This window comes from Alcanivorax sp. VBW004 (genome assembly GCF_009718865.1).
Lineage (GTDB): Bacteria > Pseudomonadota > Gammaproteobacteria > Pseudomonadales > Alcanivoracaceae > Alcanivorax.
In genome coordinates, this window is sequence record NZ_WNHC01000001.1 from 1768105 (window position 1) to 1785713 (window position 17609).

The 17609-nt window shown below is 59.4% G+C and carries 13 protein-coding genes; 5 read left to right on the forward strand and 8 right to left on the reverse strand.

Annotation, left to right across the window (positions count from 1 at the left end; all coding sequences use genetic code 11):
• Positions 1–74 precede the first annotated feature (74 nt).
• Positions 75–1412 carry a sodium:alanine symporter family protein gene (locus F1529_RS08190; RefSeq protein ID WP_155133610.1) on the reverse strand — a complete coding sequence of 446 codons (1338 nt, stop codon included), beginning with the start codon at positions 1410–1412 and terminating at the stop codon, positions 75–77.
• Between the two features lie 231 nt (positions 1413–1643).
• Here F1529_RS08190 and F1529_RS08195 point away from each other — a divergent pair, with 231 nt between their 5' ends.
• From F1529_RS08195 to aceF, 5 genes are all read left to right on the forward strand, one after another.
• Positions 1644–3893, forward strand: coding sequence for a DUF1631 domain-containing protein (locus F1529_RS08195; protein WP_155133613.1), 2250 nt, complete (start codon positions 1644–1646; stop codon positions 3891–3893).
• A 45-nt stretch (positions 3894–3938) separates the two neighbouring features.
• Entirely contained in the window at positions 3939–4505 is a 567-nt protein-coding gene (ampD, locus tag F1529_RS08200; protein ID WP_290518829.1) for a 1,6-anhydro-N-acetylmuramyl-L-alanine amidase AmpD, read from the forward strand.
• Positions 4502–5350 carry a hypothetical protein gene (locus tag F1529_RS08205; protein ID WP_155133619.1) on the forward strand — a complete coding sequence of 283 codons (849 nt, stop codon included), beginning with the start codon at positions 4502–4504 and terminating at the stop codon, positions 5348–5350. The genes ampD and F1529_RS08205 overlap by 4 nt, the downstream gene beginning before the upstream one ends.
• A 321-nt stretch (positions 5351–5671) precedes the next feature.
• Positions 5672–8344, forward strand: coding sequence for a pyruvate dehydrogenase (acetyl-transferring), homodimeric type (aceE, locus tag F1529_RS08210; protein ID WP_155133622.1), 2673 nt, complete (start codon positions 5672–5674; stop codon positions 8342–8344).
• Positions 8345–8396: 52 nt separating this feature from the next.
• The gene (aceF, locus tag F1529_RS08215; RefSeq protein ID WP_370456978.1) at positions 8397–10130 is read left to right on the forward strand and encodes a dihydrolipoyllysine-residue acetyltransferase; all 1734 of its coding nucleotides are present in this window, start codon (positions 8397–8399) and stop codon (positions 10128–10130) included.
• A gap of 120 nt (positions 10131–10250) precedes the next feature.
• On the opposite strand, the gene F1529_RS08220 is transcribed toward aceF, so the two are convergent.
• From F1529_RS08220 to F1529_RS08250, 7 genes are all read right to left on the reverse strand, one after another.
• A complete protein-coding gene (locus F1529_RS08220; protein WP_155133625.1) occupies positions 10251–10559 on the reverse strand; it encodes a hypothetical protein in 309 nt (102 codons plus the stop codon).
• A 300-nt stretch (positions 10560–10859) separates the two neighbouring features.
• Positions 10860–11543, reverse strand: coding sequence for a response regulator (locus tag F1529_RS08225; protein WP_007150966.1), 684 nt, complete (start codon positions 11541–11543; stop codon positions 10860–10862).
• Positions 11540–12895 (reverse strand): ATP-binding protein, encoded by a 1356-nt coding sequence (locus F1529_RS08230; RefSeq protein WP_007149549.1) that lies wholly within the window; start codon positions 12893–12895, stop codon positions 11540–11542. Before F1529_RS08230 ends, F1529_RS08225 begins: the two co-directional genes overlap by 4 nt.
• A 153-nt stretch (positions 12896–13048) precedes the next feature.
• On the reverse strand, positions 13049–13636 hold the full coding sequence (locus F1529_RS08235; RefSeq protein WP_155133628.1) for a cob(I)yrinic acid a,c-diamide adenosyltransferase: 588 nt from the start codon (positions 13634–13636) through the stop codon (positions 13049–13051).
• Positions 13636–15606, reverse strand: a complete 1971-nt coding sequence (locus tag F1529_RS08240) for a TonB-dependent siderophore receptor (protein ID WP_155133631.1) — start codon at positions 15604–15606, stop codon at positions 13636–13638. The genes F1529_RS08235 and F1529_RS08240 overlap by 1 nt, the downstream gene beginning before the upstream one ends.
• A 69-nt stretch (positions 15607–15675) precedes the next feature.
• Positions 15676–16560 carry a ketopantoate reductase family protein gene (locus tag F1529_RS08245; RefSeq protein WP_155133634.1) on the reverse strand — a complete coding sequence of 295 codons (885 nt, stop codon included), beginning with the start codon at positions 16558–16560 and terminating at the stop codon, positions 15676–15678.
• Positions 16561–16635: 75 nt separating this feature from the next.
• The gene (locus F1529_RS08250) at positions 16636–17586 is read right to left on the reverse strand and encodes a response regulator (protein WP_007148689.1); all 951 of its coding nucleotides are present in this window, start codon (positions 17584–17586) and stop codon (positions 16636–16638) included.
• Positions 17587–17609 lie beyond the last annotated feature (23 nt).

Consider the following 17609-nt stretch of genomic DNA (forward strand, 5'->3'; position numbering starts at 1 on the left):
CGCCTTCATCGAATGCTGGCGGCGGTGGGGCGTGACAGTGACGGTTGACGGCTGTAACCGTCAACCGTCAGGAGTTAATCCGGGCGGTTGGCGAAGAACTCACGGCTTAGCCGAACCACAATGGGGGACAATAATAACAGAGCGATCAGGTTTGGCACGGCCATCAGGATATTCATGATGTCGGCCAGTGCCCAGACGAAGTTCAGGCTGACAATGGCGCCTAACGGCACGGCCAGTACCCAGATAATCCTGAATGGCATGACAGCCTTGTTGCCGAACAGGAACTGGGTGCAGCGCTCGCTGTACAGGCTCCAGCCCAGCAGGGTGGTAAAGGCAAAGACGGCCAGGCTGCAGGCCACAATGATGTTGCCGGCACCGCCGAAGGTGGACGAAAACGCCATGGCGGAAAGCGGGGCGCCTTTGACGCCACTGTCCCAGACGCCGGTAGATACAATCGCCAAGCCGGTAACGGAGCAGACAATAATGGTGTCGATAAAGGTGCCGAGCATGGCGATGGAGCCCTGCCGTGCTGGATGGTCCGTGTTGGCGGAGGCGTGGGCGATGGGGGCGCTGCCCAGGCCGGCTTCGTTGGAGAAGATCCCCCGGGCCATACCGAAACGGATGGCTTCTTTCACCAGCGCCCCGGCAAAGCCACCGGCGGCGGCGGTGCCACTGAAGGCCCCTTCAAAGCACAGGGCCAGGGCATCGGGGATGGCGCTGGCGTGATCTGCCAGAACCACCAGGCCTGCCAACAAATAGGCCAGCGCCATAAAGGGCACAATGAAGGTTGCCACGGTGGCGATCCGCTTCATGCCGCCCAGCACCACCATGCCCACCAGGACCGCCAGAGTGACGCCGGTGATCCAGGGTGGCAGACCAAAGCTGTCACTGAGTCCGTGAGCCACGGAGTTGGCCTGGACGCTGTTACCGATCCCGAAGCCGGCAATCATGCCGAATACGGCGAAGGCGATGGCCAGCCAGTGCCAGTTCTTGCCCAGGCCGTTCTTGATGTAATACATGGGGCCGCCCACGTATTGCCCGGCGGCATCTTTTTCCCGGAAATGGACGGCGAGGACCGCTTCTGCGTATTTGGTCGCCATGCCCACCAGGGCGATCAGCCACATCCAGACCAGGGCACCGGGGCCACCGGAGTGAATGGCGGTGGCCACGCCGACAATATTACCGGTACCAATGGTGGCAGACAGCGACGTGGCGAGGGCGGCGCCGGCACCGATGGTGCCCACCCCGCGTTGCGGCCCCAGCATTTGCCGGAAACCGAAACCCAGCTGGCGCAAGGGCAGGAAGCCGAGAATGAGGGTGAGATAAATGCCTGTGCCGGCGATGAGAATCAGCGCCGGCCATCCCCACAGAAGACCACTAATCTGTTTGAGTATGGTAACCGTCTGTTCCATGACTATCGTCCAATGCCCCGAAAGGCCTTAGGCTAGGGGAATTTCCGGGGTAGGGAAAGTGGGGCGTTTTGTTTGTGAGTGCTCGCACACTATTCTGTCAGTGCCAACTAGTTCAAAATTCTTACTCTTGATGCATGGTAGCGTATTAAAGTATTAAAACGTTGGTGCCATATACGCCCTGTTTTGATGTATTTCACCCAGCCTGTCGCGGGTCCGCCTGCCGGGGGAGCAATGTCCAAGGTCACACAGCTAAAGCCGGTTTCCGGGAAAGCAACGCCAGGCAGCATGCCGCGGCCGCTTGAGAAGGTGTGTGCGCGTTACCTGTCTCTCAGTGCGGCCTACCTTGGCGATATGCTGGATGGTGCCGATGACAAGCTCTTTGACCTGGCCGAGAAGGAAACCGATAGCGAGCGAGAGCGCTATTTCGAGGCCATGCGCGAGCTGCGCATTCAGCGTGCTGGGCTGGTGGGCAGCTTCAAGCAGGCCATCAATCATCAATTTCTGACCCTGGCACGCCCCCCGGAAACCGAGACACTGGAACAAACGCCGGTAGATCTGGATTCCCTGACGTTGGTTCACGAGGATGAGCTGGAAACCTCGGTGGCGCTGGACAACATGGCACGCCGGGCCCGAAATGGCTGTAACGAGCAGCTGAAGGTCCTCTGTCATCGCATCGAATACCTGTTTGAAAGCAAACGGGAAGTGAACGAACACAACAACCCGCTGGAACCCCGCCAGTTGGTGGCCTGTTTCAGTGAAGGGCTGGAAAAGCTGTCGCTGGATATCAAAGCTCGTCTGATCATCCTCAAGCTGTTCGAGCGGGAAGTGATGGCGGAAACCGGTTATCTGGTCAGTGAAGCCAACAAGGTGCTGATTGATGCCGGGGTGCTGCCGGAAATGAAGTCCGCGCCTATCGCTCCGGCCCGCAAGCCCGGTTCCCGCTCACTGGCAAGCCAGAGCTCTGACAGTGTGATGCCCACGGCGGGGAATGCCGGTGGCCCCAGCAATGATCAGATGTTTGGGCTGCTGCAGGAACTGCTGGTGACCATGCGCGGCATGCAAGGTGGCCCGGGTGGCGGTGGATCCGGTGGAGCGCCGGGTGCTGCCAGTGAGGCGGCCATGGCCGTTATGCAGAATGGTGTGCCCTATATGAATGGCGCGCCGGTGGCTAACGCGGCGTCTGTGCATCAGGTCAGTTCCGATGATCTGCTCGGTGTCTTGAATCGCCTGCAGCGGGTAGAGCGTAGCCTCGGTGAAGATGAAGGCGAAGACCGTGCCGACCTGAAAACGGACCTGTCCGAGCTGCTCGACAATGAGCACGGCGAGGCCATCCATGCCCTGGATCAGGCCGATGATGATGTCATCAATCTGGTGGCTCTGCTGTTCGATTTCATTCTGGATGACGAAGGCCTGCCCTCGGAAATCAAGGCACTGATTGGTCGCCTGCAGATCCCGCTGCTGAAAGTAGCGATCATCGATAAAACCTTTTTTAGCAACGACAATCATGAAGCCCGTCTATTGCTGAACATGCTGGCCCGGGCCGGCAGCCAGTGGGATCCGCAGCAGGGTATCCAGGACGACCTCTACCAGCGGATTAATCAGGCGGTGCACCGCATCATTGATGATTACGAAGATGATGCCAGCCTGTTCTCCTCCCTGTTGCAGGAGTTCCAGCACTTCTTCGATAACCAGAAAAGCCGTTCCGATCGTGTGGAACAGCGGGTTCGCGAGGCAGAAGAGGGCAAGGCCAGGGCCGAACAGGCCCGTAGCGAAGTGGTGGCGGTGCTGGATAAGCGCATGGCCGGGCGGCAGCTGCCGGATGTGGTGGTGCGTCTGCTGCGCCAGGGTTGGCAACAGGTGTTGTACTTGACCTGGCTGCGCGAAGGCGATGATAGCGGATTGTGGCAGCAGCAGGTGAAGGTGGTCGATGCGGTGGTCTGGAGTGTGCTGGAGCACCGGGAGCAGGCGGCCCTGGAAAAACTGAAGGATCTGAGTCCGAAGCTGCTCAAGACCCTGCACAGCGGTCTCAGCCAGATTAACTACGATGCGGTGGAAACCAAGCAGCTGCTGGTTAAATTCCGTGATGTGCATCAGCAGCTGCTCAAGGGCCTGCAGACGGAGCGGGTGGCGGTGGAGCCAGAGCAGCCCGCCGAACCGGCCCAGCCGGAAACGGTGCCGGAATTGCCGGAAAATCATTTCCTGGTGAAGAAATGCAGTCAGCTGGCGCCGGGGCAGTGGATTGAAATTCAGGACGACGGCGAACCGCGCCGTGCCAAGCTGGCGGCCAACATCCGAGCTGGCGTGAAAATGGTGTTTACCAACCGCCGCGGTATCAAGGTGCAGGAGTTTTCTGCTTACACCTTGGCCGTTGCCCTGCATAACGGGACTGTTAAACTCATTGAAGAGGGAGCCCTGTTTGATCGGGCTCTGGAAGCAGTTATTGGCGATCTGCGTCGCATGCAGGGTAACGTGCAACACTAACCCCTGCCGTATTCATCCCGGCGCAGGCAAAAGGAGCTTGCGCGGGTGCTTACCCTTTCCGGACATCGTGTCGATCAGGCGCAATGGTGCCCATCCCCCAATTTTAACGAACGCCCTGATCCGGCCGATATCTCGTTGCTGGTGATCCATAACATCAGTTTGCCGCCGAGCCAGTTTGGCGGCGGCCATATCGAAGCGTTTTTTCAAAACTGCCTGAACCCGGCGGATCACCCCTATTTTGAAACCATCCACCAATTGACGGTGTCGTCCCACTTTCTGATTCGTCGTGACGGTGGCCTGCTACAGTTTGTGCCGTGCGATAAGCGAGCCTGGCATGCTGGCGTCTCCACGTTTCAGGGGCGGGAAAACTGCAATGATTTCTCCCTCGGTATCGAACTGGAAGGGGCCGATAACATCCCCTACGAAAACGCCCAGTACGACACGCTGGCTGCGCTGACGCAGCTTTTGCAGCATCACTATCCCGCGATTACCGATGCCCGCATTACCGGCCATGAACATATTGCACCGGGAAGAAAAACGGACCCCGGCCCGGCGTTCGACTGGCGGCGTTACCGTGAACAACTGGCCGATTTCAGGGAGGAAAAGGCATGAAGTTTATTGTGTTGATCGTGGTGATGGGGCTACGCCGGATGGATGCAGGCTGGTCGCCGCTGCTGGCCGGTGAGGAACGTCACCAGCGCTGGCTGCAACGCTGCGGTAGCCGCATTGGCCAGCCGAACCGGGTGTGGTGGGTCGCGGTGCTGCTTCCTGCGGTGTTGATCGCCTGGGGGGCGTGCTGGTTGTCCGGTTTCTGGGGTCAGTTATTGGTGCTGGGTCTGGGCACATTGCTGCTCTTGTGGCTGCTGGGCAGTCACAGCGAGTTTCGCCATGTGGATGAATTGCTGGTGCGCGGCCGTATGAATGACCCGGATGGGTTTGCTGCCCTGGCCACGGACGAATTTTCCGTTAACGGCGTGCCCGGCGATCCGGCCTACCACCAGCAACTGAGTGAGCAGATTCTGGCGCGGGAAGAACGCTTGTTCGTGGCGATTTTCTGGCTGGTGTTGCTGGGGTTCGGGGCGGCGTTTCTGGTGGTCCTGAACCATGCCTGGCTGCAGCGTCAGCGGCGTCACTGTAGCGAATCAGAGACCTTGGGTTGGCAGAAAGCACTGGATGACTGGTTGAGCTTGCCTGCCCGGCAACTGCTTATTGTCAGTATGTCGCTGGCCGGGGACTTTACCGCAGTAATGGAAAGAATGCGCGGCGCCTGGTGGCAGCTGCAGCCGACCCCCTCGCTGATAGTGTCCGTGGCCAATGTGGCACAGGAAGAAAATCATGACACCAGCCCCGGAACCTTGCACACCGCCATGGATCATCTGGAAGGGTTGCAGGGCCTGCTGCTGCGCTGTGTGGCCATCTGGCTGATTATGGCCGCGTTGTGGATCATGTTGCTGTGAACGTGCGGGCGTGAATAGCGTTTCAATAGAACCGACCTTGGTCGAATTCCGGTTTCCCTGCACCGGGTTCAGGATAGGGACATAACCGAAAAAAATGGCCAACATACTGTGTCGGCTGATTTTTTTCGTCACTGGCCAACTTGACCGCCAACCGGTCTACGGCGCTAGTATTAACGTACATCGGCGATTTGGCAGAGATGCCACTCCGTGCCCGATGTCGTGAGACTTCAGGTCTCAAGCCCAGCCACCCTTGGGCCTCTTTCAGCGTCGCTGCAGTGATCCTGCGGCGGCGCATGGCAACGCGAAAAAGGACGCACGCCCATGCAAAAACGCAGTTTTTTTGATGACGTTGATCCGGCTGAAACCCGGGAATGGCTCGAGGCCCTGGAATCGGTAGTTGAGCGAGAAGGCCCTGAGCGAGCCGCCTGGCTACTTGATGCGATCACTAATGAAGCCCAGGAACAGGGCGTTTATCGCACCCACCTTAATACGCCCTACCTTAATACCATTGCTCCCAAGGACGAGGCCGCCATCCCCGGTGACATGTTCATGGAGCGCAGAATTCGTTCGCTGATCCGTTGGAATGCTCTCGCCACCGTTATGCGGGCCAATATCGATAACGATGATGAGCTGGGGGGGCACATTGCTTCTTTTGCCTCTTCCGCGACGCTCTACGATGTGGGCTTCAATCATTTTTTTCGCGCTCCCAGTGACGAGAACGAGGGCGATCTGGTGTTCTTTCAGGGGCATTCGGCACCGGGCGTGTACGCTCGAGCCTATCTGGAAGGACGTATTAGTGAAGAGCAGCTGGATAACTTCCGCCGGGAAGTGGATGGCAAGGGCTTATCGTCTTATCCGCATCCCTGGCTGATGCCGGATTTCTGGCAATTCCCCACCGTTTCCATGGGGCTGGGGCCGATTCAGGCCATCTACCAGGCCCACATCATGAAGTACCTGCAGAACCGGGAATTGATTCAGCAGGACGACCGTAAGGTTTGGACATTTCTTGGTGACGGGGAAATGGACGAACCCGAATCCCTCGGCGCTCTTGCTCTGGCCGGCCGTGAGAAGCTGGATAACCTGGTGTTCGTGGTGAACTGCAACCTGCAGCGCTTGGATGGTCCGGTGCGGGGTAATGGCAAAATCATCCAGGAACTGGAAGGCGTGTTCCGTGGCGCCGGCTGGAATGTGATCAAGGTCGTGTGGGGGCGTTTGTGGGACCCGCTGCTGGAAAAAGACAGCGAAGGTCTGCTGCGTCGCCGCATGGAAGAATGTGTGGATGGGGAATATCAGGCCTACAAGAAAAACGGTGGGGCTTACACGCGCGAACATTTCTTTGGCGAGAACCCGGAGCTAAAGAAACTGGTCGAGCATATGAGTGACGATGACGTGTATCGCCTGAACCGGGGCGGCCACGATCCGTTCAAGGTGTATGCGGCTTATGATGCGGCGGTGAAACATACGGGGCGGCCCACGGTGATTCTGGCCAAGACCGTAAAAGGCTATGCGACCGGTGCCGGAGAAGCCGTCAATAAGGCTCACCAGATGAAGAAGCTGGATTTGGAAAGCCTGAAGGATTTCCGCGATCGCTTCGATATGCCGTTCACTGATGAACAGCTGGAAGACGTGCCCTATTACCGCCCGGCGGATGACTCCCCGGAGCTGCGTTACATGAAGGAACAACGCGACAAACTGGGCGGCTATATGCCCGTGCGCCGCCAGAAAGCCAGCCAGCAGTTAACCATCCCCGGATTGGATGTATTCGCCAACTTCCTGGAAGGCAGTGGTGATCGGGAAATATCCACCACCATGGCTTTCGTGCGCATGATGAGCACGCTGATCAAGGACAAGCAGATTGGTGAACGCGTGGTACCGATTGTGCCCGATGAAGCCCGCACCTTTGGCATGGAAGGACTGTTTCGCCAGTTGGGCATTTATTCATCCGGCGGCCAGAAGTATGAACCGGAAGATGCTGGCCAGGTGATGTATTACCGGGAAGACAAGAAGGGGCGCATTCTTGAAGAGGGCATCAACGAAGCCGGTGCCATGTCCGGCTGGCTGGCGGCAGCCACCAGTTACAGCGTCCATGACTTCGCCCTGATTCCGTTCTACATCTATTACTCCATGTTCGGCTTTCAGCGTGTGGGCGACCTGGCCTGGGCAGCGGGAGATTCGCAGGCGAGGGGCTTTTTGCTGGGCGCCACGGCCGGGCGCACCACGCTTAACGGTGAAGGGCTCCAGCATCAGGATGGTCACAGTCATATCCTGGCCGGCACGGTGCCGAACTGTGTCAGCTACGACCCCGCCTACAGTTACGAGCTGGCAGTCATTATTCAGGATGGCCTCAGACGCATGTATGAGGACAACGAGAAGGTGTTCTATTACCTGACCCTGATGAATGAAAACTACGTGCACGGTGCCATGCCGGAAGGTGCAGAGGAAGGTATCCGCAAGGGCATGTATCTGTTGCGCGAGGGCAAACCCAAAACCAGGAAAACTCCGCGGGTTCAGTTGCTGGGCAGCGGTACGATACTGCGCGAAGTCGAAGCGGCGGCAGAATTATTGCGAGAGGACTTCGGTGTGGCGGCGGACGTCTGGAGCGTGACCAGCTTCAACGAATTGCGCCGTGAAGGGCTTCGCATGGACCGCGATGACATGCTCAACCCGGAGCAGGAACGTGAGCTTAACTGGGTGGAGAAATGCCTGAAAGATCGCGCCGGCCCGGTGATTGCGTCTACCGATTACATGCGCGCCTTTGCCGACCAGATTCGTCCCTGGGTGAACGCCCCGTATTCGGTGCTGGGCACCGATGGGTTTGGGCGCAGCGACTCGCGTCAGAAGTTACGCCATTTCTTTGAAGTAGACCGATACTTCGTGGTGCTGGCAGCACTGAATGCCTTGCGCAAAGAGGGCAAGGTTGACGCAGCGGTGGTGAAACAGGCTATCGAGAAATATGGCATTGATACGGATAAACCCTATCCGGTGATGCATTGATCGCACCCGTCACTGATTATCGATCAGTGATCTCACTATAAGGAGTTCAGGTGTGAGTAAAACGCAAATTCATGTTCCCGATGTGGGCAGCAGTGATCCTGTTGATGTCATCGAGATCAGCGTAAAAGTCGGCGATACCATTAGCGCCGAAGACACCATTATTGTGCTGGAATCCGACAAGGCCACGGTGGAAGTGCCAGCGCCCCAGGGCGGAAAAGTTGCCGCAATCAGTGTCAAGGTGGGTGACCGCGTCAAGGAAGGTGATGCGATCATGGAGCTTGATGCCGAAGAGGCCAATGGCAGCGATGATGCTGTTGCAGCGGATGACGAAGGCGACACGGCGAAAGGCAACGGTGCAGGGGCCCAAGGGCAGAGTAAACCGAGTAAGCAGAGCACTAAGAGCAGCACAGACTCCAGTGATAAAGCGGAGAAACCGAAAGAGCTGACGGGAAGCCGCACCGAAACCGTGAAGGTGCCGGATCTCGGCGATATCGATGCGGCAGAGATCATCGAAGTCAACGTGGCTGTGGGTGACGAGCTCGACGAAGAGCAGGTCATCGTGGTGGTGGAATCCGACAAGGCGTCGCTGGAAATTCCGTCGCCGAACGCCGGCAAGGTGGAGTCGGTTAGCGTCAGCGTTGGAGACAAGGTCGGCACCGGTGATGCCCTGATTACATTGGCGGTTGCGGGTGGTTCGGCATCAGCAGAAGAAAGCGAGCGAGAACCGGAGAGTGAAAAAGAGGCTGATGCCGAAAACGCCAATAAGGATGAGACGGGAACCGGGAAAGAAAGCGACACAGGCGCACAAGGCAAGCCGGCACAGAAAAGCGAGCCTCCCTCATCATCCCGGGGGCAAGCCGCCGACAGTGGTGCGTCTCCGTCCACGCCTGTTCACGCTGGCCCAGCGGTGCGCAAGCTGGCACGGGAAACCGGGGTGGATCTGTCACAGGTTCGCGCCACTGGCCCGAAAGACCGCATTCTCAAAGATGACGTGCATGCCTATGTGAAGCAGCGCCTGGAAGGGCAGCCGGCCGGGGGCGCTGGCGGTGGGCTGGCGGTAGAGTTACCAGAGATTGATTTCAGCCAGTTTGGCGACATCGAACGGGTCGAGCTGAACAAGCTGCGCAAGGTCTCCGCCCAAAATTTGACACGTTCCTGGTTGACCATCCCCCATGTGACCCAGCATGACAACGCGGATATCACCGATCTGGAAGCGTTCCGCAAAAGCCAGAACAAACGCCTTGAACGTGAGGGCGTGAAGCTCACCATGCTGGCGTTTCTGGTGACAGCCTGCGCGCGAGCGTTGAAGGAGTACCCGCGTTTCAACAGTTCGCTGGAAAACAGTGGCGAGGCGTTGATTGAAAAAGGCTATATCAATATCGGTATCGCGGTAGACACGCCCAACGGTCTGGTCGTGCCGGTGATCAAGGATGCGGACAAGAAAGGGTTGAAGGAGATCGCCCTGGAAATGGGCGAACTGGCCGAGAAAGCCCGTAACCGCAAACTGACACCGGCGGACATGAAAGGCGGGACCTTCAGCATTTCGTCCCTGGGCGGTATTGGCGGCACCGCATTTACCCCGATTGTGAACTGGCCGGAAGTGGCGATTCTGGGGGTGAGCCGCTCTGATATGCAGCCGGTGTGGGATGGTAACCAGTTTCAGCCGCGGCTGATTCTGCCGCTGAGCCTGTCTTACGATCACCGTGTCATTGATGGCGCGGCCGCAGCGCGGTTCACGACCTACCTGAGCCAACTATTGACGGATATGCGTCAGGCGTTGCTGTGAAGATAGCTGTGAAAATGGTTGTGGAACAGGCACGTGATATTTCGAAAACCTACGTAATCTGCATAAACAAAAAAGGCCTTCATATGAAGGCCTTTTTTGTGAGTGGTGCCGCGTTATTGATTAACGCTCTTTGCGCTTTTCGTGGCGGTCGTCGCGGCGCTCTTTACGGTCTTCTTGCATTTTGGCCAGCTTTTCTTGCTGCTCGGGCGTCAGTAGTGCATTGATCTTTGCCTGGGTCTCATCGTGCAAGGCTTTCATTTTTTTACCCTGCTCTTCAAAGACGGTCTGCATCTGGGCGCTTTGGGTATCGGTCAGTTCCAGTTTCTTGGTCATGTGCTCGACCATTTTTTCGCCGCCCCGTTGACCGGGACCCATGGCAAAAGCGGATGTGGCAAAAACAGCAAGAATAACGATAGCGATTTTTTTCATGGGGCTCTCTCCTTATGACTCCATTGAGTCCTTGAATGTGATGGGGAGAGTATTGCGTAACAAGGTGCAAGGAATATGCAGGAAATGTGGAAGAGCAGTCACAAGATTAAAGTCTCGAGCTGCAAGGAAAATCAAAACCGGAACGACGCCTGATTTGTGCTGTAGGCGTTCCCTTCCAAGGGACGAACCTCGCGAAGCGAAGCGCTAGACGGGCGTTCCGCATGATTGATCGCCTTTCGGCGATTCCGTGCTGCGCACGGTTCGTCCCCTGGAAGGGAGCGCCTACAAGTCGGTGCGGTATCAAGGCGTTTCCAGCCGATACCCCACTCCGTAAACACTGCCGATCCAGTCATGGGATTGCTCGTCGCCGTCGCTGAGTTTACGGCGCAGTTTGCGGATATGGCTGTCGATGGTGCGGTCGGAAACCACGCGGTGGTCCTTATAGATTTCGTCCATTAGCTGGTCCCGTGACCAGATACGGCCTGGGTGACGAGACAGGGTGGCGAGCAAGGCAAACTCGATAGCGGTAAGGGCGATGCGCTGCTGGCCCTGTGGCTGTTTGAGAATGGCCTCGTAGCGCTCTTCATCAAGTTGTAATTCGTGCTCTTGTTCGGTGGGTTCGGGGTTGGCGCGGCGTAGCACCGCTTTCACCCGTGCCACCAGTTCACGGGGGCTGAAGGGCTTGCAGATGTAATCGTCAGCGCCCAGCTCCAGGCCCAGCAAGCGGTCCACTTCATCCACCCGGGCGGTGACCATGAGGATCGGCACGTTGCTGTGTTGACGGATCGCTTTGCACACTTCCATGCCGTCGCCGTCGGGCAACATCAGATCCAGCAATACCGCTTGAAAGGATTGCTCACGGGCCAGGGCAATGGCGGCTTTGGCGCTGTCGGTCTGTTCGGTCTGGTAGTGGGCGTGTTGCAGGTAATCCGCCACCAGCTGTGACAGGCGCGGCTCATCTTCTACGATCAGGATACGGCTCATTGGGCATCTCCCGGTAGCGAGATCTGGATGCGCACACCGCCCAGCGGGCTGTGTTCTGCATGAAGCGTACCGCCGTGGGCCTCGACAATGCGCAGGCATATGGCGAGCCCCAGGCCGGCTCCGCCGGTGCGGCGATTGCGTGAGCTTTCCACCCGGTACAAGTGGTCAAACAGTTTGGGCAGGGCATCGTCGGGGACGCCGGGGGCGCTGTCGTCCACCGTCAATTGCCAGGTGCTGTCTTTCTGTTGGTTCAGGGAGACGGCTAACTCGCCGCCGTCGGCGGTGTACTTGAGACTGTTTTGGAACAGGTTATCCAGTAACTGGCGTAGCCGCACGGGATCCTGCTGGATCACGGCCTGGTCGGGCAGAGTGATTTTGCAGGTGATGTCACGCTGCGCGAACGCACCTCGATAACTGTCGAGTACCTCTTCCACCAGGCTGCTCAAGTCTTCCAGGCGGAACTGATAGCGCAGGTTGCCACCGTCGGCCAATGCCAGGTCGTGCAGGTCGTTAATCAGGTGGGTCAGTTGAGCGACTTCACTTTCAAGCCCTTTCAGGTTTTCCTGATTCAGGGGGCGTATGCCATCGCACAGTGCTTCCAGCTCACCCTGGAGAATGGCCACCGGAGTGCGTAGCTCATGGGCGATATCCGAGAACCAGCGTTGCCGTGCCTGCTGGCCCTGGTCGAGACGCTCGGCTAACTGGTCAACCTGGCGGGTCAAGGTGCCGAGCTCATCCCGGCGGTCGCTGGCCAGACGAGAGTCGTAGTTACCTTCCTGCAGTTCAGCGGTATGGCGGGAAAGCGCCAGAATTGGTGCCACCAGGTGGCGGGCCAGCAGCCAGGAAACCAGTAGAGACAGGCCGAGCCCTACGCACAGCATCCACAGGGCAAAGCGAAGCTGGCGGCCCATGAAGCGGCGGTCGAGTTTATCGCGAATGGCTTCCTGGTCTGGGTAAGTCAGATAACCCACGATGCGGCGATCATCCTGAATGGGCACATCGACACGGTATTTTTCCGGGGCAGGCGGACCAAGCAGCACACGCTTGCGGGCATCGAGCAGTTGCAGGTGGCGGTGGTCGCCGCGGTCGTCTTTGCCTTCTTCCCGATCACCGGCCAGCCAGTAAAGTCGTTTCAGGCGGCGGGGATCGTCGCGCAGAAACTGCCATGATCCCTGTTGTTGGTAGAGAGTGCCCAGGTGATTGGCCAGGCGCTCTACCTGGGATTGCTGGCGTTCGTCCAGGTAGGTGTCGAGGCTGCGCACAAAAGACAGATAATAGAATCCGCTGGCGGCCACGATCAGCACCAGAAAGGTACCCAGGAAAATCAGAAACAGTTTATTGCGAATGCCCATGGCGCTACATCATCAGTCAGGACCTTCAGTGTAGCGCGCTAGCAGTAGCGGTGGGCCGGTTTGCACAATCTTTCCATAATGCGGCGCCAGATACCTGGCCAGACAAACACGGGCCACGAAGGGGCGGGTTTTCGCCTCTGGCGCTCCCTCACCTCACCGATCTGCTTTTGGCATCCACAAGGTTTCCGGGGCTTCGTGGCGCAGGTTGATCAGGCGGGCCATGACGAACAACAGGTCGGAAAGCCGGTTGATCAACGCCTGGCTCACCGGATTGATCGCCTCTTCGTCGGTCTCGTGCAGGGCGATAACGTGGCGTTCCAGCCGGCGCGCCACGGTACGGCAGTGGTGGCACCAGGCGGCATCCGGGTGGCCGCCGGGGAGCACAAATTCTTTCAATGGGGGCAGTTCGGCGTTGATGGTGTCGGCCTGGGATTCCACTTCCACCAGGTCGTGATCATCAATGACGCGGTGGCCGGGAATGGCCAGCTCGCCGCCGATGTCGAACAGCATTTGCTGGACCAGGCCCAGTACTGCGTCCAGATCGCTATCCAGCGGGCGGGCACGCAGTACGCCCAAGGCGCTGTTCAGTTCGTCCAGCTCGCCCAGTACCACGATGCGCGGGTGACACTTGCTCACCCGTGAACCATCTGCCAGGCCGGTTTCGCCGGCATCCCCGGTGCGGGTGATGACCCGGTTGATGCGGGTCTTGTCGCGGTTTCCGGTTCCGTTGCTATCACTCATTACAGCTCCATGCCCAGTGCGACCCGGTAATGGCGTTCTGGCAGCGGGTAGAGTACCGCGTTGCTGCTGGCCGGGTTGTAGTTACCGTAGTCCGCATTCACGTTGTCTTCCAGATTGTAGACACCGGCTTTGAGATAGAGTTTGCGATAGCGGGTCGTCAGTTGCAGATCGGTGGTGCGGTAGTGATCCAGTTTGCGGTACTCATTGTCCACGTCACCATCGTAATGCCGATCGCCTACGTAACGGTGGCTGATCTGGGCGGACAGCCAGGTGAGCGCCTGCCAGTCGGCAATCAGTTCCATGGTGTGTTCGGGCACCAGGGGCACGTCGTTGCCGCTGAAGGGACCGCCATCAAAACGGGCTTGCTGGGCGCTGGCGTTGGCGGTGAAGGTGATGTCCTTGTCCAGCCGCCAGCGGGAGTTGATGCTGACGCCCTTGTGCACGGTGCGGTCGTCCAGATTGCGATTGGCGAAGGCGATGGGGTCGTAAACGATTTCGTTGTCAATCTCGGCGCGCCAGAACGTCAGCGTGGAGTGCTGCCGGCCCTGCGACCAGCTGGCGCCGGTGGTGTAGCTGTGGCCGGTTTGCGGGTCGATGGGCGGGTTGAACGGGGACAGTTCATCCACATTGGCGATGCGTACACTGCGCTGGGCGCCGGCGAAAAGGGCCAGGTTGCCGGTGAAGGTGTAGCGGATGCCGCCCTCGTACATTTCGCCGTCCTGCTCCTTGTCGGCTCCTTCACCGCTGAGAGTGCTTTCCAGCTGGCGGGCGCCGGCGCTGACAGACAGTTTCGGGGTCAGGCTGACCAGGTTGTGCAGGTACCAGGCGCGTTGACTTTGTTCCAGTTCCCGGTCGCCGAAATTGGTCCGGCTGGTGTAATCGTATTCATGCAGATCCACGCCCAGCGTCCAGTTATGCATGGCACTGCCGGTGGCGGTCTGGCCTTCCAGCTTGGGAGTGAAGCTGTAGCTGTCCACCACTGACTCGCCGTTGAAACCGCTGGAGGGGTAGCGGTACTCCTGGGTCTGGCGGCGGCGGCTGGCGTCCAGAGTGAGCGCGGTATTGCCGGCCATGGCAATGCGCAGGCCGGGCATCAACCAGTAGCTTTCCTGCTCCGCGTCGTCGTCGGGGGTATCGGCCCCTTGCGGATCATTATTGAATTCCATGGGGTCGCGGCCCCCCGGCAGGTCCTGGGATTGCCGGGTGCCATTGGCGGTGAAATAGGCTTCAACACGGTCCTGCTGGTAGCGCAGGTCAGCGAAGGCGCTGTCGTTACGCAGGGCGTTGTTGTCGCGATAGCCATCGCTGTCCAGGGTGCTCAGCGCCACCGCACCGCTCAGGTTGCCGTGGTTGCCGGTGGCGTAGCCGTTGCCCCCGAGGCTGTTGTAACTGCCGCTGTTGATTTCCAGCCCGGCGCTGTTGCGATAGCTGCGGCGGGTGACGATGTTGACCACGCCGCCCACGGCGCCGTTGCCGTACAAGGCCGCACCGGCACCGGGCAGCACTTCGATGCGCTCAATGGCCGCCAGGGGAATGCCGGTCAGTTCCGGGGTGGTCAGGTCGATGTTGGAGAGTCGGCGGCCGTTCAGCAGGATCAGGGTGTTCTGGTTGCCGGTGGCGCCGAAGCCGAGCAGATCCACGCTGGCGTTACTGCCGTTGATGCCATACAGGCGACTGCTTTGCAGGCCGCCCACGGTGTCGAGCAGATCCGCCAGATTGGTCGCTGGCAGGCTGTCGATGGCTTCCCGGTCGATCACCACGGTGCCGGTGGGCAGCTCGCCAGCCAGGCTGGTGTTGCGGGCGCCACTGACTTTCACCGTGCCCAGGGCGTGACGGTCGCTGGCCGCGTCCGTCGTGTTTGTTGTGTCAGTGGGTTCACCGGCGATCCCCGGCAACGGGGCGGCGAGTAACAGGCTGACAGCAGCAGGTAAAAAAAGCGCGGGATAGCGAGTGGCGTGGCGAGTGGACATTCATCCTCCGAACAATGGGGTCTGCACGCAGGGGAGCTTACCAGAGCCAGCCGCTGAGGGCCTGTGCGTTTATGTGGGCGCCTGGCCTCTCAGGGCCTCAACCAGGCGACGGTGGGTGGGCAGGTCCAGGCCATGACGCTGTGCCTGGCGTAGCAGCCAACCGTTGATGGCCTCGATTTCCGTGGTGGCGCCGCGCTGCCGGTCTGCGCGCATGGAGGAGGTGTTGCCGGCGGTCGCTCGGGCCACCTGCAGCACGGCGGAAAACGAATGGCCGGGCCAGCGGGAATCCAGTGCGGTTAGCAGGGTGTCGGCCTCGGCGCAGAGCGCGCGGGCTTCCTGTTGCAAGGCTGGATCGTCAACGACGGCGCCGTTGGGCACATCGTGCAGGGCGGTGAGCGGATTGATCACCGCGTTGGCCACCAGTTTTTTCCATTGCACGAAGCGTATGTCTGCTTCCCAGTGCAGGTCGGGCCAGTGGCGCTGCAGGCCTTTCAGCCATTCCGGTGGCTGCTGGGTGCCACCCAACCAGGTGGTGTTTTCTGCCACGATGGTGTGCTGTGGTGACTGCCCTTTCACGGCGCTGGTGGTGATGGCCTCCAGCACGGCAGTGCCGGCAGGGAGTCTGCCATCCAGTGCACCCATGCCATTCTGAAAGCGCAGCACCAAAGTCTTGTCACTAAGATGGCCTTTCACCCGGCGTAACGCTGCTTCTGTGTAAGGCGTTTTGCTGGCCACCAATAAATGCGTAATGGTCGCGGGGAGCTGTTCCGGGCTGGCGCAGGAGAGGGTGAGTGACACGCTTTGGTCAGCAAAAAAAAGCTGTTTGTGCAGTGGCGGTTGCGGGTTGTCGGTAACGATGCTGACGGTATGGCCCGCACGGGTCAGATACCAGGCGGCCAGCGTGCCCATGTTGCCGGCACCGAGCAGGTACCAGTGTGGAAGGGATTCAGTCATGGGGGGAATGGTAAGCCCTGAGGGCCGTGAAATGGAGCGTTTTTCTCTGCGAAGGTGCCGGGAATGTTCGGTGTGTCAGGCGCTTGCTGCAGCGGAGACGATCCGTTTTTCTGCCAGGGCCTGCTCCAGCTCCAGGGTTGCCTGCTCGAGCATGCCGTCCGCACTGTTTCCGCCAGCCGATGCGGCCAGGGCGATGCTGACTTGCAGGCTGAGAAAGCCCGCGGCGGTCTGGTAGGCGCGGTGGTTCAGGCTGTCGTACAGACGCCGGAAGCTGGTGGGGTCGCAGTGGCTCAGCTGTGGCTGGTAGGTAATCAGTGCAAAGTGATCCTGCTGCAGGCGACAGAGATGATCCATGGGCCGCACGGATTGGCGCAGTCTCCGGCTGAAGGCGAGGACGCCTTGTTGCATGACCTTGTTGCCGCGCTGGCGTTGTTGTAGCTCGAAGTCTTCCAGGCGCATCAGCAGCATGCAGGCGGCGCCGCCGCGTTTCTGGGCGTGTTTGAGTGTGCTGTCCAGCGCGCGCAGGGCGTCCTGGCGATTGCCAAAACCGGTGAGCGGGTCGATCAGGGCCTGGCGTTTGAGCTGGCGGTTCACCGTCAGCATGCGCTGGTAGTCGGCCTGTACCCGATTGTGGCGCTGGATAATGCGGTCTGCGGCCATCACCCGGTGTTGCAGCTGTTCGGTCATGGTGGACTTGGAGACGAAATCGTCCACGCCCTGATCAAAGGCCTGCTGCAGGGCGTCCACGCCTTCGCGGGCAGTGAGCAGCAGCACATAGGTATAGCGGTTGTTGGCCTCGTCGTTCTGGCGGATGCGGCGGGTCAGCTCCAGGCCGTCCATGCCGGGCATCAACCAGTCGGCCACCACCAGATCGGCCGGTTTCTCGGCAAGCTGGCCAAGGGCATCGTGGGCGCTGTGGGCATGGCGGATACCGGTATAGCCGGCGGTGGCCAGGGTGCGGTTGACCACGGCGGCGGAAAAGCGGGCGTCGTCTACCACCAGGATATCGAGTTCAGAGACGGTCATCGGATTTCTTGTTGTTTTTTGTA